This window comes from Candidatus Chlorobium masyuteum, from assembly GCF_011601315.1.
Taxonomy (GTDB): domain Bacteria; phylum Bacteroidota; class Chlorobiia; order Chlorobiales; family Chlorobiaceae; genus Chlorobium; species Chlorobium masyuteum.
The window spans coordinates 252227-267705 of sequence record NZ_JAAORA010000001.1; the positions used below are offsets into that span (position 1 = coordinate 252227).

A 15479-nucleotide genomic window follows, 5' to 3' on the forward strand; every position below is an offset into this window, starting at 1 on the left:
AGCATCCAAGAGATACAATATCTGCAGACTACAAACAGTGAGGCGGGTGTTATGCTCATTATTTACTCTGGACGATGCCATATCTGGTTATAACTGTGTCCAAACCTCTCAGAACCTTCAAACATTTCAGCATGCCGTTTTTCTTTAAGCTCCATCCCGGAAGCCTTCAGATAATGAGCAACATCATCCGCCTGTTTGTTAAAGTCTTCATTAACCTCAACCAGCATTCCTTTGACCTTACTGAGAACGCCCACCCCCCCCTTGACTATCAAGTGTTCAATCCCGTCCACATCCATTTTTATGTAGTCAGGTTGCGGAATAAGAAGCCGGTGAATGGCATCTTCCATGGTAAGTCCGATTGTTCTGAATTCAAAAACCTTCTGCATAGGAAGACCATTATCGCCAAAAACCTCGCCAAAGGATGAAAGCGCACCACCCCATTCAGTCGAAGTCATATTAAGTGTACTCGTTTGCAAAAAATCACTTAACGGCAAAGGAACAACCATTACGCTATCAACAAGGTGATTGGCAAATATATTTCGAGCAAGAAGTTCAAGATTGAAAACCGAAGGTTCAAAAGCAAAAACCCTGCATTTTCTTGCTTTTGCAGCATAACAGCTATACAGTCCGATGTTTGCACCGATATCCCATAAAACAGAACCCTCAGGAATACGATCAATCCACTCCAAAGTTTCAGGTTCCTTGCTCGTAAATGTTTTTATCCTGAAGTCACATATTTGATTCGGTATGCCAAATTGTAATTTCAGATTGTGATAAGAGACCTCGGCCAATGTCTCCATCGAGGCATGAAGTATCTGACTCAGGAGATACTGTCCAATCCTGTTTCGGCTACACGTATTAACCAGTAAACGAACTATAGTGTTTATTATTCGTTTAGCCTGCGCATTCATTCAGCTCTTCCTTTCGAGGAATATTGTTCCTTCTGAATGATACCAATCAACTCCAGCAACCCCTGTCCTAAATCGACATGTAAAGGCGGAGTGTATTTTCTTCCTAAACGAGTTTGATAGGCATAGGGAGTACGAATGTAATGGCCTGCGTGTTCCGATTCAACAAAATCAACATCCTGGGAGAGTCCAAGTATTTCAGCAAGCATCTTCATTAAATCGATCACACGCATCGGATTCTGCCCTGTCAATACTACATGCTGATTTAGAAACTCATCTCCGAGAGCCGCCACACTTGCGCGGGCAGCATCTTCAACATGGATATATTCACGCATAGCCTCCGGACTACCCTCATAGAGAACACGTCCGGTTTCAACTGCTTTATTAACAATGCGCCACAAACCATTATGATGGTCGGATCGCGGACCGTAGAGGGAGCCATAACGAAGCACGGTGAAGTCCAGCCCATAGCGATGCTGATACTCTTCAACAAACTGTTCCGCAGCATGCTTGCTGCACCGGTAGAAACCCCCTTCTCGACTGTGCACATAAACCGTACTTGCATATACAAAGCGCTTCACACCATGCCGGTGGCAGGCCTCAAGCAGCATCGTATTGCCCAGCACATTTACCCTGACCGCTTCGATTGGCTTATCGACAGCCTCATCAAGATCCGCAATGGCGGCAAAGTTATACACAGCTTCGCAACCCTGAACAGCTCTGTCCAAAGCACGCTCATCAAGAATATCCGCAACGGTCATGGTCTGGTCTGATCTTTGCCAGGGAGAGGCTACCTGATCATAAATAACAACAGCATAACCAGCCTCGGAAAGTTGATCACAGACATGCGATCCAAGAAAACCCGAACCGCCAACTACACATACTTTTTTCATATCCATCTCATAGTCTTTGCCTTTGTAGTTCATACTCTTCTGCGGGCACAACTCCCGTCAAAGCTTGTCCGGCAAGAAAACGCACGACCTCTTCAGTCGCTTCAATCTCCATTCTTGTCCGGCAATCTATCGACATGGAGCCCATATGCGAGGTCAACAAACACGTATCAATCCCGGTCAGTTCACCACAGTATGGTTCATGCTCAAATACATCAATAGCCGCCCCTCCAAGATACCCAGATTTGAGCACCTCAGCCAGATCATGCTCATTGATAATTCCTCCCCGGGATGTATTGATGAGCAGTGCATCAGATTTCATTTGCATCAAATGTTCTCTTCGGATCAGGTTTTTCGTATGAACGGTCATGGGAAGATGAAGTGTAATCACATCAGCCTCCCGATAAATCTCTTCCTTACCCACCCACTCCAGCGTCAACTCATCGGACAAATGGTGATCCGGATGTATATCATTGACAAGTATTCGTGGGGAACCAAAATCAGAGAGGTGCCGCAACACTCGTCCTCCGATGCGACCGGCACCAATAATACCGATCGTAACTTCAGAAATTCGCCTCCCGAAGTAACGATGCCATTCACCGCGATGCATCTCTACATTGGCAAGATGTACAGAGCGCAGCAGTGAAAGCATAAGCCCGATCGTCAGTTCTGCTACTGCAGGAGCTGGCGCATCCGGAGTATAACTCACCTTGATACCTCTCCGTTCTGCCGCAAGCAAATCAATGCTGTCAAGTCCGATACCGACACGTGATATCAGCTTCAGACGACTGGCACGGTTCATAACCTTCTCGGTTATAAGTTCAGTGCCTGCAATAACGACATCAAAATCGGAAATCATCTCTTCCATTTCGTCTTCCGTTAACTTGCGACATAACGGATTGATACAATACTCTATGCCGGCATCCTCAATAATCTCCAGCGGAAGACGATTCCTTTCAGCGAACGGAACGGTTGTAATAAGAACTTTAGATACTTTTTTCAATTGTATAGAATGACTTTATCTTGAAGATAAATACTATAATAAATAATCAATGATTAATTTTTTTCATCAACAAGTATTCATATTTTTTTTGCGACTATATTTCTCTCAATAACACCATGCCATTCCTGTTGCCAATTATCAACACAGGAAGCATATTTATTAACAAATGAGATCCTGGCTTTTTGTACTGACGCAGATTCCCACCAGGACATAATATCGGCATAATTTTTATCTATAAATGCCGCAGCTGATGCAGGCGTCTCATGCAGTATTCCAACAGAATACAGCATGGATATAAAAGGCATAGCATGATCCGAAAAGGCAAATATTTCTTTATCCAAAAAAACAACAGTAGGAATGTTATTAGCAAGTGCTTCTAACGAAGCTGTATTAAAATAATTTGAAACAAATAACCTTGAATACTTTAATGCAGTCAAAAAAGAGCGCCTCGAAGAATCATACCTTAAACCAGGATGCTCATAATCAACTCTTTCTTTTGTGCAATTTCCGAATCTATTATCATCAGGATATATACGAATAATGATACGACTTTTATTATTTAGGGCGGAGAGAAACCTTATCGAATCCGCAAGATAATTATTCATAGCAGCGGCACCCATAGGAACATAATGGAAACGAAAAACATACCTTGGAAGGTCGTTTATACAGAACAATATATCTTTTCTTTGTTTAATATTATAACTCTTGTTTTTGAATATCGGTATTGAAAGCGGTTTTGTCTTTTCATCATCAACCCAGCCAGATGTAAAAAACAGATCCGAGACATCGCGTTCATACATTTCCGAGGGATTCAGCTTATCTACACCATAACCACCACCATGCTGCAATGAATAGATGTTCATTATCTTGTACTTTTCAGCAACATATATGCTCCGGCATACATTGCCGGCAATTTGTGATGTTAAAAATGAAGACGGATTTCTATCTTCTTTTTGAAATACCTGAGCATGAAGTTCCTTATATCCCTCTAAATATATAATCGGCAAATGCTTTAATATTATTGATGACAATAACGACTCGAAGTGATCTCCATTCATTTCCAGCTTAATCTCTTTTCGATACTGAAGGTCCGGCTTGCAACTGATATCAATATCATAGTTGAAATTATCAACTAAAATATTACCCCTCATTCGGATAAAAAGAGATATCATCTGAAAAAAAGTAAGCGGCACATCACTTAAGCAAAACGTATGTAACTTTGAAATACGCCCGGATATTATCCTGTATATATTGCTTTTAGAATATTTTTTAATTGTTCTTTGATATCTGCTCTTCTGCAATAAAGGATTTAGCAGCTTTTTATTGGAATACTGAATTTCCATTAAAATCAAAAGATCAGAGTATATTTGCAGTTGGTATCTATCATCATTACCGGTTAAAAGAACCTTGAAATAATCAATCGGATCGACAGGAATATAGTGTTGATCTTTATCGAGGCTCCAGGTATGCAGATCGGGATATAGGGCTATTGCGGTTTTTAAATGGATATACTTGTCGTACAATTGATGTATAAAATGAAATGGCCATGTACCGAGCAACAGCTTGTAGTATTTGATCTCATAATCAACACCATGGTAGGAATTTAAAACTCTGGTTAATTCTGTGTATAATTTTTCAAGAATAAGCTGGCAATAACGTATTGCCACTTCTGTTTTGGATCCGGAATCCCAGTAAAAAGGGATTATATCAGAATCAAAAGACTTTTTTTGTTTTTTTTCAGAATAAAGCAGGCACCATTCTCCTAAATATATCAGCTTTCCGGAAGGATTCCAGAATTCTCTTGTAGAGGTAGTAGCTAAAAACATATTCCACCACTATGTCTATCTATTATTTTCAATTTTAGACTATTATATCTATGCAATAGATTTCCTTTTTTCAGAGTCAAGCACATTCACTTTTTCAAGTAATTCATTTCTTAATCTGTTATCTTTTTCGGCTTTTTTTATTAATGGCCAATAACTTTTATCAAGCTTGATATATAATGAAAATGTATTGTATAAACCAATCAACTCCGGATCAGACAAATATGGATTTTTAATTATCGGCAGGGTCCCATCACCCGTTATATCCTGATTCTCAGAAATAAGCTTTTCCTTTATACATAGTTCTCGTAATACCGTCCCTTCATAAGGCATAAATATAGAAAGCGAAACCGATCCGACCTCACAGGATTTATTAAGCTCAATTGTTTCCATGATGTCGCTTCTCTTCTGAAAAGGAAGTCCGATAATATTGTATGACCGTGTATCGATACCTCCCTCTTTTACCATTAAAAATGACTGGATAATTTTCTGATTAGTCATATTTTTATCCAAATACCTCGATCTATACTGCTCATTAGCACACTCGATCCCCATATTTACGCAAACACATCCCATTCTTTTAAGTGCCGCAACTTTTCCGGGTGTTACACAATGAACAGTAGCATCACAAAAAAAAGGCAAATTAATTTCACGTACATAAAGGCTTGATAATTCCTCAAGCACCTCTTCTCTTTGAGCAACAAATGTTCCATCCACAATATAAACAAACTCTATGCCGTAATGATCCTTATAATACTTCAGCTCCTTAATAAATTTTTCAGGAGATTTATGCCTGTATCGTAGTTTATTTCCATTTTTACTGTATTGTTTTTTTATTATCTCATTCCCACAATAGGTGCAGCGATAAGGACATGTTCGAGAATACTCAGCAAGAGCCATCTTCAAAAGCCGACCTCTATATGGGCCATATATATGAAATAATTCAAAAGGGCTCCAGTCCGGCATCGGCATCGAGTCCATTGATTTCGGCGCCCTGACATTATTTAATATAATTTGCCCGTTTTTTTTATATCCAATATTTTCAACATCATAACCTTTTCCTCCTTTCAATAAATCATCGACTAAATCAACTATTGCATCTTCTCCTTCACCAACACAAATATAGTCTACACAATTATTACGTAATATTTTATCAGGCTCTATATTTACATGTATTCCTCCAAATATTATTGGTATATCTTGATATTTCAATTTTATATGATTTGCAAGGGCAATGTTTTCATTTTTCGCCTGTGAAAAAACACTGAATGCAATTAAATCAGGCCGTTCTTTTTTGATGAATAAATCGAGATCATCTTTCATAGAGGATTTTTTAATTTTAACCCCTATAGAAGAATAGTCAATCATCTTGAAAATACCGGCTTCCTCCTTTTTCTTTTCTTCAAAAAGTCGTTCATGTTCTTCGTAAAACGACGTATCAAATACAACGACCTTGTATCCATTATTTTTAAGTGCACCTGATAGATATGAAATATTAAGCGGTATCCCTGTTCGCATTCTATCATTAAAGAAAACGAACATCACCTTGAAATCTTTAGGCATCTATTTGGTTATATTGATTTAATTTAAGCCACTCAATAAAGTTATTACTTCCCGGCTTTCCGGGCTGGATTGACACGTTCCAACATTATTTCGAAATGTTCGCAATATCCGAATTGTGCCAACAAGACGATATCATTGTTTAACAGCCCGTTCCTGGTGTTATCAACACAAGCTTCAGCGTTGCTTGCTCAAACCAGCACATGTGCTACCGAGCGGAAGAGCCTGTCATGAGAAGGTATCCGCTGCAAAATCTTGGTCAATCCCAAGAGATGCGTGCCGTAGCGCTGAAATGCATCTCGCCGCTCAAGGAGCTGTTCATCGGTGAAATAAAAAGAGAACACCACTCTGTCAGCCCGATAAAAATCACGCAGTCGTCCGGTACCCGCCAAAAGCCATGACAAAATATCGTAGCGGAAACTCACCTGTGACAGCTCGGTGGTGATGTTGCTATCAAATATGCCGGTCAGTTTGCATTGAAGGTAGCGACGTATTTCTGCGATTTCATCGACAGCACTCTCCAGCTCCCTGGCATCGGCAACGCTATCCCTTACCAGATCCTCTGCAATCCTCGTTATATAGTCAAGCCACGAGACGATATGATGACTCAATATCAGTGTCTTGTGCTTGTAAATAACATTGCCACCAATCTCGCCTCGGACCAGTTGCTCATAATTTTCTGGTCTGCCATAGAAGCATCGGAGCTCCTCTTCTGAGTTGAAAAGCTCAGCTTTCGTATCAGCAATAAAACCGTCAAAAACCAGGCGAATGTCTGGCGGGAATTCCTCGCGTCTCTCCCAGACTGCTCTTAGCCATGTAAATGCAGAGATCCCATAGTCCTCAACGTAATCAAGAATCTCACGAAAAATATAATTGTTGAATGCAACCTCAGTCGCAAGCGCAAAACCACGGATATTCAGATAGTCTTCGAAAGTAATGCTGTTATGACTTATAGCTACCTCTTCCACGTCAAAAATCAGCTCACCTTCGTACTCGCCAAAATCGTAGGGAATCAGACGCCACTTGCTGACATACCCCCAACTTCTTCGGTATTCAGCCTCCTTGTAATCTGTTCCGTAAAGCAATTGGATCGTATGTGATGTCACCTTGGATGCACCGGCCTCTATCAACGTCTCGACACCGCTCAGAAAGGTTTCATAAGTTTCGCCCGGCAGCGGCACAATCACTTCTGCCTGCCCCGTACGACCCTCCTGAATAAGGGCGAAGTTGACCTTTTTGTAGTGGTCAAGCTCGATGTTGTCTCGCTTGATGTTCTCAAGTACTACCGGGTCAAGGGATTGGACAGACATGCTCACCAGAAGCGCCGAACCAAGAATCTCGGTCGCCTTGATGATCCGCTCGTGGTTGTTCTTACCCGTCGTTGCTATAAGGCCCATGGGCCAACCATACTTGTCCTGCATATATTTGATCGTGCTGCAAATTTCAGCGTCGCGAGGGTACATTCCGAAATTATTGTCAGCCAGGGTCAGATGCGACACGCCAACTGCAGAAACGCGGGGAGCAATGTATTCAAGCTCAGCCTTTATGTACTCAAGTGAGAACATATTTATTTTGTTGAAATAGCGATCTCCCGCATTGCAAAAATTGCAGGTAAATGGACAGCCACGAGTGGTCTCGACCATCGGAGTCAGCTTTCCGTCAAAAAACTCATCGAGCAGCCCCGTTACATAGGGCGAAGGGATATCGTCCAGTGCCTTGATTCGATCCTGCGGTGGTCCCGACACAAGAGAACCATCACCTGGCGACAAAAACTGGCAGCCATCTATTGGAGCCTCTTTCATGCCAGAAAGATTGCGTACCGCCAAATAACGACGAAGAAACTGTAGAAAAGCCACCTCACCCTCGTAATAGACATGAAAGTCTGTGTTCGGGTGCGTTCGATGATATTCAAGCTGTCCGGATTGGCTGAACGGATAATTGGTACCACCCTGGATGGTTACCACCGCCGGATCAAGACGTTTGGCATAACCCAGCATCCATTCCGAAAGGTTACTGTTCCATACATAGTTGCTGCATCCGAGGATATCCGGAACACGCTCCTTCAAGGCTGCGATCAGTTTTTCAGGGTACTTGAACAAACGTACAGAAATCGCATCTCCCAGATATTTATTCGCATACGCTGCTATCAAACCGATGTTCAGTGGAATGCTTTCGGTAGCCACCATGACGCCGGTGTGAGTTAAATCTGCAAGATATATCAGAACCTTTCGGCATTCAGGAGCTGTTGTCTCTAACATTTTAGGCCTGATTTCAATGATTGTGCATAAAGAACTTTACATGCACTGATAATGCCCAACACGGTCGACAGGGGAAAGTGTTTTTCCTGGCGTCATTTTCCCACCTGCTGAGCACGATTGACATAGTTTTCTATGGTAATTTTCCGTCCACCAACATAGGCAGTTTCATCCGGAACGGCTTTACGCGGGTAGTAGCAATGACGACAGACCTCAAGCTCCTTGAAGCCATCAGGGTGACTGTGCTGTTGCCTGACGTTATTCATAGCATCTCCATGCCATATTTCATGTATCGTTTGCTGATAGGCATCGCCTACCGGATGGAGCGCGTCTTCGTCGTTACTGCACATCATCACCTTGCCGTCACTGCCAACAACCAAACGCTGGTAGAGTTGCGGACAGGCAAAATTCTCCTCATACACAATTTGTAAATCATTGTGTAAATAGTCAATGAGCGGATTGTAGGCAATCAAATCAGTATATGGTTCCAATGCCTCGAAGTATGCTGTAGGATTTTCTCGAATTGCAGGCCATATCCCTTGCACCTTGATAACCGGCTTCATAACCCCTATTTCGGTTTTCAGTGCTTTTATCTCCTTTAACCGGCCCAGTGTCTCTTCCCATTTGAGGGGTTTGCGAATACTGTTATAGGTTTCACCGATCCCGTCCACGGAGATGGTAATCCAGTCAATACCGGCCTCAACCGCTTTGCGAAGATAATCGCCTGTGAACTTCTTGCCATGGGTGAGAGTTGAAACTTCCTTGATGCCGTTTTGTTTGGCATAGGCAACGGCCTCTATAAAATGCCTGTTCAAAGTTGCTTCGCCACGCAAACTCAGGCGAACGGCAAAAACCTTGCCTGCAATTTCATCGATAATTTTTTTGAACAGGTCGATCTCCATATACTTGCGATCGACTTTACTGAGAAATGCTTCAGTTGTGGTGTAGCACATAGGGCAGTTCAGATTGCATCTGGAAGAGAGTTCCAGATCAACCAGTAGTGGATAATCACGGATCTGACGGGTTTTAGCTAAATCGACCCATAATCGCCGATACTCTTCATACTCTTTTTCCCATCCCTGAGCAAGTTTTTCGCTGAAGGCACGAGTGCGGTCAGGTGTATCAAGATCGAAATGTCCCTTGTTGATTGGAATATATCGTTCTTCGTATGCGCTCTCCTCAGGCAATGAGTCGGAAATTTCAGAAGCTCCCTTGCTCTTGATTGATGTGTCGTTCATGCACTCAGAATTAACATATAATAACATTATTACACCCCGACGCATTCGACATAATTCTTACAACGATAGCTTAACTTCACGGTAATCCCGGTTACTCATGCTTGTATATCTGATAATAGGACCTTAAATCACCCCCAAAACCAAGTTTGAACCATCCGCGTTTTGGACTGTTTACCCCTTCCATATCAACTTGAGCAACTCCAATGCGGTTCGCCAGATCAACAAACGCACACCAATGTGCATAGCTTCCCTGATAGGCTTCGCTGATTTCAGGATGACCGGCACCAAACAGGTAATATGCCCGTTTCCGGTCCCATCCATAAACCACAATGTAGACAACTTCATTCAGATGATTTTGTACTGAATAAATCGCGGCTTTATTCTGGTATTGTAAAGCGTTCACCAAAGTTGCCATCCTGTAAAGTTTTTCTTCCGGTACAGGTTCACCCTGCCTTTCCATAAGGTCACGATAGTAGGCAATGAAAACAGATGTATCGTGCATCATGACCATCTTTGCTCCCTTTTTTTGCGCTTCACGTATATGACGTTGACGCAAGGTCTCCATAGCTCGAAAACAGTCACTATCTTCGAAATTATCCATCATACCCTTAAGTGTACTGACATCAACACAAGATGTATAGCGCAAGTCGAGCTGAAATTTATTTTCGGACACAGTTTCATGGTAGTTATGCCACATGAAAGGCCTTAAATCCTCGAAATCAGGAGCCAGTGCCAATTCAATCCGGCTAAAGTTGTGATCCAAAAACTCAATAACAGCTTCAGTTATTGCAAACCGTTCAAAACGGCTGCGAACCTGCTTTTTTGTATCATCAGGTACAAACATAAGGCCATTGTGAATAACAAGATCATCGAGTTCACAAGTTGTCCGGTTATCACCATAAACAAGACACAGTGCCCCCTTTACCTGACGACCCTGATGAATGACAAACAAGCCGAAATCACGACCGCATGCGTTAAGATATTGTGATTCAGAAAACAACGTGCCCTGAGGAGATGCAGCAATAATCTGATCCCATTCCTCCATACAGGAAGGAGCCGTAACGGTAAATTTGGCTTTATCAGACAAGCGCCAATACTCCTTTCTCTGTAAGACGATTTATGAGTAACTGAAGGGTTTTTGTATCCACTGCGAGACGTTCAGCTATACTCTCCGAATCAAGCTTTCCGTCACACAAAAAAAGCAGCCAGAGAATTATGTCAAGTTCTGAACAGCCATTCGGCTCGGGCTGCTGAGCCCCTCCGGTTTCGGGATAGAGGCTGTGGCGTGACAGCATTACTTCACAGTCAGGCAGAGTGTTCCGGTAGTAGCGCAGGGCTTCCAGCTTGTCAATCAATCTGCTGTAGAGCCCAAGCGTTTCACTGATCTGCTGTCCCGACACAAAATCGAGGTTGTCCAGAGAGGTGTGGTACTCGGGATATTCATAGTATCGGTCACGGCATATTGTTGCCGTGTTGATACGGAACCCCTGCGAGGAGTACTGGCGCTCATCACTTCCGTGAATATCGAAGGGGTAGGTCAGGTACTCTTCGCCGGTTTCATTCAAAACCTCTTCAATAAGCCGGTTGATAACATGACCCTCCTCAAAGCTCCTCTTGTAACCGAATTTTCCCGGTCCGCCAACGGTGGTAATAACCAGACCGGTATCAATCCGCTTCATGGGTGATTCGTTCAGTGCAGAGTAGGCAACAGCTCCAATGGTTTCCGGCACAAAAACAATGCGATAGGAGTAATATCGATCGCTCTTTGCCAACAGCTCGCGTGCAAGAAAAGCCGTCAGCAGAACACCGCTCAGACTGTCATTGGCCATTGCCGGATGGCAGATATAGCAGGAGATCAGAATCTCCCTTCTGGATTGCCCCGGTATCAGCAATTCGCCATAAGTGAGTGAACCCGGTTCAAGCGAAGAGTCGATGACGACCTTGTAGGGCTCTTTCTTCTGTTCAAGGTCACGGTATTGGGCGGCAGTAAGACAAAACCCCCAGTCCCGCTTGTAATAGCTGGTACGATAGGGAATAGCATCCGGAATTTCGGGATGAAGATGCAGTCGGGACTGTAGCTGGCTCCAGGTATATGTACCCTGCACCGGTTCGCTGTAGCTGACAAGATGGAGGTTGCTGACATTGAAATCCACAATACGACGATTGTCCATTGTGGATATGCTGGCGTCGCGGATATTCCATTCATCAGGAACCACCCAGTCATAAACCCTGGTGCCTGATGGAACTTCATGAACAGTCAAAGGGATAATCTCCTGCAGAATACGAAGGGTCTCCCGGTTTCCATTACCGGTGATACTGCGGCAAATCGGAAACAGCCGCCGCAGAAAACCATCTATTTCCTTCGCCAAATCAGGCACCGAACATCCTCCACTGCAATACGGTATCTTCAGCGATATCCTCTGTTGCCCTGCTGCCGATCAGATTATCAAAATCACGGGGATCAATACCGCGTCCCGGTCGTTTCCATGTTATATCTGCTGAATCCACCAGTTTGCCTGCTGGAATAGCTCTTGCTGAAACGAGGCTCCGCCTCGCATTGGCCCGCGCCGGAGCTTCGCTCTCAAGCGGCTGCTTGACACGCTCTCCCAAAAGCAGATCAAGCACCGCCATGCGTTTACGAAAACACTTGATGTCCTCCTTGTCCATGGCGTGATAGTGATCGTTGCCGGGAAGCGACTTGTCAAACGTAAAGTGCTTTTCGAGAATTCGGGCACCGAGCAGGGCCGCAACTTCAAGTGTTTTCATCTCTCCGGGCAGGGTATGATCGGAATATCCTATCAACAGGTCAGGAAACTTGCGCGACAGTTCCGGAATCATGGCAAGGTTGGCGTTTACATCCGCTGTCGGGTAGTTGAGGACGCAGTGGAGCAGGGCAAGCGGGTTTCCGTGTGCCTGAATCCATCCGGCTGACTGCTCGACCTCCCACATCCATGCTGCTCCGGTAGAAAGGATAACAGGCTTTCCATACCTGCAAAGAATATCAATGAAGGGCTTGTTGTTCATGTCTGATGAGGAGATTTTATAAACATCCATCAGGTCATTGAGAAACCTTGCGGACTCGACATCAAAGGGTGTGCTCAGAAACTCGATGCCACGGTCCTGACAATACCGGGCAAGCACCTCATATTCCGATTTCCAGAACCTGTCGTACTTTTTAAACAGACGGTATTGACTCTCTGTCGGCTCCTTGCTTAAATCCCAATAGGATGGAGAATCCTTTGAAGCAATGGTCTCCGCCTTGTAGCTCTGAAATTTGATAGCGTCAGCCCCTCCTTCAAGTGCCTCGTCAATCAGCCGTTTGGCAAGATCCATATCTCCCTCATGATTGACCCCCGCTTCGGCAATCAGATACGGACGCCGATTCAACCAGGAATCGGGCTTTCCGGAACAGTAATTTTCAATGAAATGACGAAGGTTCATGTGGCATGCGGTAAAGATTGCAGGACTGTTCTGACCACCTCGAATGCACTCATTTCAGGATTGATATCCAGTTTGAGCAATGCAGTGTAATCATCAATGGTATCCAGATCAAGCTTCAGTTCCGGATGGGCAAGCGTAGTGTCAAGAGGATCACAGGTACCGATACGAAACTGATCAGGATTTGCCCATATAGAGTTAAATATATGTTCCCGTTGTGCAGCCAGTGTCACGTATTCATTCAGCTTTTCCAACAACTCCATGGAGACTATCTCCGCACCAAGTCCATCAGGATAACTATTGCCGCGCGGAATGTGATTGTATGCATAATCATAGCTTCCACTTGCGTAAAAGTCAACAAGACGGTCGATCTCCGAACCGCAGACAAGCGGATTATCGGCACAGATACGAATGACCGTTTCAGCACCTTCCGAACGGGCGGCTTCAGTCATACGACCAAGAACATCTGTTTCGCTCCCCCTGAATACTCTGGCACCAATACGCAAAAGGTGATCATAAAGGAGCTGATCGGACGGAGTATCGGGAACTGCAACAACCACACCATTAATCTCATCAGCCATACAGACTCTCCGCCAAACCCACTCAACCACAGGAATGCCACGAAGCGGAAGCATCATTTTATCGGGCAGTCGGGATGAACCCATGCGGGCTTGTATAAGAGCGATAACCGGTCTTTTCATGATACCCGGTGCAGCAGATTTTGTATTTGCCCGACCACTTTGTGCTTGTTCTGTAAAAAATCATGATGGTACATGTTGTTGAACAAGGTATGCCGAAAATCAACATCCTCAACAAGCCGCTTCAACTCAAGGAGAATTTGGCTGTCGTGTTCGGGCCTGTTTGCGATATCGATCGGCAAAAAGCCATTCTTTTCGCATGCAAACAGGTGCGTCCGTTCACGATCATGATGAGAGAGCACCACGGCAGGAATGTTCATGTGAGCCAGTTCATAGACGGTACGCCCGTTGGAAGATATAGCCAGTTGAGCATTTTCCATGATTCGGGAGATAACGCCGGTAACATGCGTATAGGTCACCTCGGCATCAAGTCCGGCAATTAAACTCTGGAGTTCTTCCTTGTAGCTGTATCCATCACCCGAAACAACATCAATGGCAATCCCCTGTTCTGCACAGTAAGGCGCAACAAGAGGGAGCACATTTCTTGTAAAATCACTTGGATCGGTGCCGCCAAATGTAATCAGCAGTCTATTCACCCGTTTTTGAAACGTATTAGGCAGTGCATCCTGAAATTCATCTCGCAGAAAAAACCAGCTGTGACCCCATAAAATTCTCTCTCCGGAAAGAAGAGGATCATCATAGAGATCATTAATGGTCAGATCGGCAACACTTGCGCCACTTCCGAGATCTTCAAGATTGACAACAATAATTCCGGCATTTCGCAATCGAACAACATAGTCGGCATCTGTATTCAGCATATCGTTGACTACAATATCAGGCTGAAGATCGATAATTGCCTGCTCAATTGCTTCAGGTTTGTATACACCAAGCCAATAGTCATAACCTGCCAGCTTGGTTGTCGCAATAAAACTTTCTGTATCGCAAACAAAATACACCTCATGATCAGAAATCTCATGGGCGAGCGCCAGACAGCGCGAAATATGCCCCATACCAACTGCAGAATGACCTATAACCCGAAAAACAATGCGCCGGCGGTTAAGCAGTTTTTCGCATATCCACCAGTCATGATAACTCCGGATTTCAATCGGCGCTTCATCCAGCTCGAATGCCAGTGGCCGGACTTTGTTTTCACTTTCAGTTTCCAAAATGCTACGGCTTGTAATAGAGAAGCTCGAAGATTCTACGGTCAGCAACTCATCTCTTTTTTTTAACCTCTCTTTCAGAGACAACGGTGATTGCCGGTACGGGTTGGTAGGTGAGCAGATAACAGGCAAAAGCAGTTTTGCTCCCGCATCACAGTAACGTTCGAATGCTGCACGGAGCGTCGCTGCACGCAACAGCGGTGCATACGGAGAGAGCAGCATCAAATCGTGCCACCAAATGCTGCATGAATTGAGATAAGGAACAATTTCAAGGGCAGAAACCGTTTGAGCAAGCCAGCAGAGCTCTTTGTCAAAATATGATGCGACACCCTGACGCATGCATATCAGATTGATTTCCTCCGAATCGGTCATCACCATTATCTGATTGTCAGGCACTATTGATTTTGCAAGGGTTATAGCTCTCTGGATCAGGGTAACTCCAGCAAGCTTCTTTACAAGATCATCCGGAAAGGCAACACTTTTCTTTGAAGCAGGAATAACAATAAGTAATCCATTCATTTAAAAAGAAATTTTACAGAGAATGAAGAGCCTGCGTATAAGAA

Annotated in this window: 12 protein-coding genes; all 12 read right to left on the reverse strand. The window is 43.9% G+C overall.

Going from position 1 to position 15479, the window contains the following annotated elements; genetic code table 11:
- Positions 1-62 precede the first annotated feature (62 nt).
- The 12 genes from G9409_RS01085 to G9409_RS01140 all read right to left on the reverse strand — a co-directional run bounded on the left by G9409_RS01085 (position 63) and on the right by G9409_RS01140 (position 15435).
- Positions 63-911, reverse strand: coding sequence for an FkbM family methyltransferase (locus G9409_RS01085; protein WP_407926788.1), 849 nt, complete (start codon positions 909-911; stop codon positions 63-65).
- Positions 908-1834 (reverse strand): NAD-dependent epimerase/dehydratase family protein, encoded by a 927-nt coding sequence (locus G9409_RS01090; protein ID WP_208019630.1) that lies wholly within the window; start codon positions 1832-1834, stop codon positions 908-910. The genes G9409_RS01085 and G9409_RS01090 overlap by 4 nt, the downstream gene beginning before the upstream one ends.
- A complete protein-coding gene (locus G9409_RS01095; RefSeq protein WP_166807043.1) occupies positions 1809-2801 on the reverse strand; it encodes a phosphoglycerate dehydrogenase in 993 nt (330 codons plus the stop codon). Before G9409_RS01095 ends, G9409_RS01090 begins: the two co-directional genes overlap by 26 nt.
- Before the next feature lie 77 nt (positions 2802-2878).
- Complete coding sequence (locus G9409_RS01100; protein ID WP_166807044.1) at positions 2879-4627, reverse strand: LIC12162 family transferase; 1749 nt, start codon at positions 4625-4627, stop codon at positions 2879-2881.
- Positions 4628-4675: 48 nt separating this feature from the next.
- Complete coding sequence (locus tag G9409_RS01105; protein ID WP_166807045.1) at positions 4676-6187, reverse strand: B12-binding domain-containing radical SAM protein; 1512 nt, start codon at positions 6185-6187, stop codon at positions 4676-4678.
- A gap of 188 nt (positions 6188-6375) precedes the next feature.
- Positions 6376-8442, reverse strand: a complete 2067-nt coding sequence (locus tag G9409_RS01110) for a B12-binding domain-containing radical SAM protein (protein WP_166807046.1) — start codon at positions 8440-8442, stop codon at positions 6376-6378.
- A 92-nt stretch (positions 8443-8534) separates the two neighbouring features.
- The gene (locus G9409_RS01115; RefSeq protein WP_166807047.1) at positions 8535-9677 is read right to left on the reverse strand and encodes a radical SAM/SPASM domain-containing protein; all 1143 of its coding nucleotides are present in this window, start codon (positions 9675-9677) and stop codon (positions 8535-8537) included.
- A gap of 91 nt (positions 9678-9768) precedes the next feature.
- Positions 9769-10764, reverse strand: coding sequence for a hypothetical protein (locus G9409_RS01120; protein ID WP_166807048.1), 996 nt, complete (start codon positions 10762-10764; stop codon positions 9769-9771).
- Positions 10757-12055: a DUF4910 domain-containing protein gene (locus G9409_RS01125; RefSeq protein WP_166807049.1), complete on the reverse strand. Its 1299-nt coding sequence runs from the start codon at positions 12053-12055 to the stop codon at positions 10757-10759. The genes G9409_RS01120 and G9409_RS01125 overlap by 8 nt, the downstream gene beginning before the upstream one ends.
- Positions 12048-13118, reverse strand: coding sequence for an N-acetylneuraminate synthase family protein (locus tag G9409_RS01130; RefSeq protein ID WP_166807050.1), 1071 nt, complete (start codon positions 13116-13118; stop codon positions 12048-12050). The genes G9409_RS01125 and G9409_RS01130 overlap by 8 nt, the downstream gene beginning before the upstream one ends.
- A complete protein-coding gene (locus tag G9409_RS01135; protein WP_166807051.1) occupies positions 13115-13816 on the reverse strand; it encodes a cytidylyltransferase domain-containing protein in 702 nt (233 codons plus the stop codon). The genes G9409_RS01130 and G9409_RS01135 overlap by 4 nt, the downstream gene beginning before the upstream one ends.
- Positions 13813-15435 (reverse strand): cytidine 5'-phosphate N-acetylneuraminic acid synthetase, encoded by a 1623-nt coding sequence (locus tag G9409_RS01140; RefSeq protein WP_166807052.1) that lies wholly within the window; start codon positions 15433-15435, stop codon positions 13813-13815. Before G9409_RS01140 ends, G9409_RS01135 begins: the two co-directional genes overlap by 4 nt.
- Positions 15436-15479 lie beyond the last annotated feature (44 nt).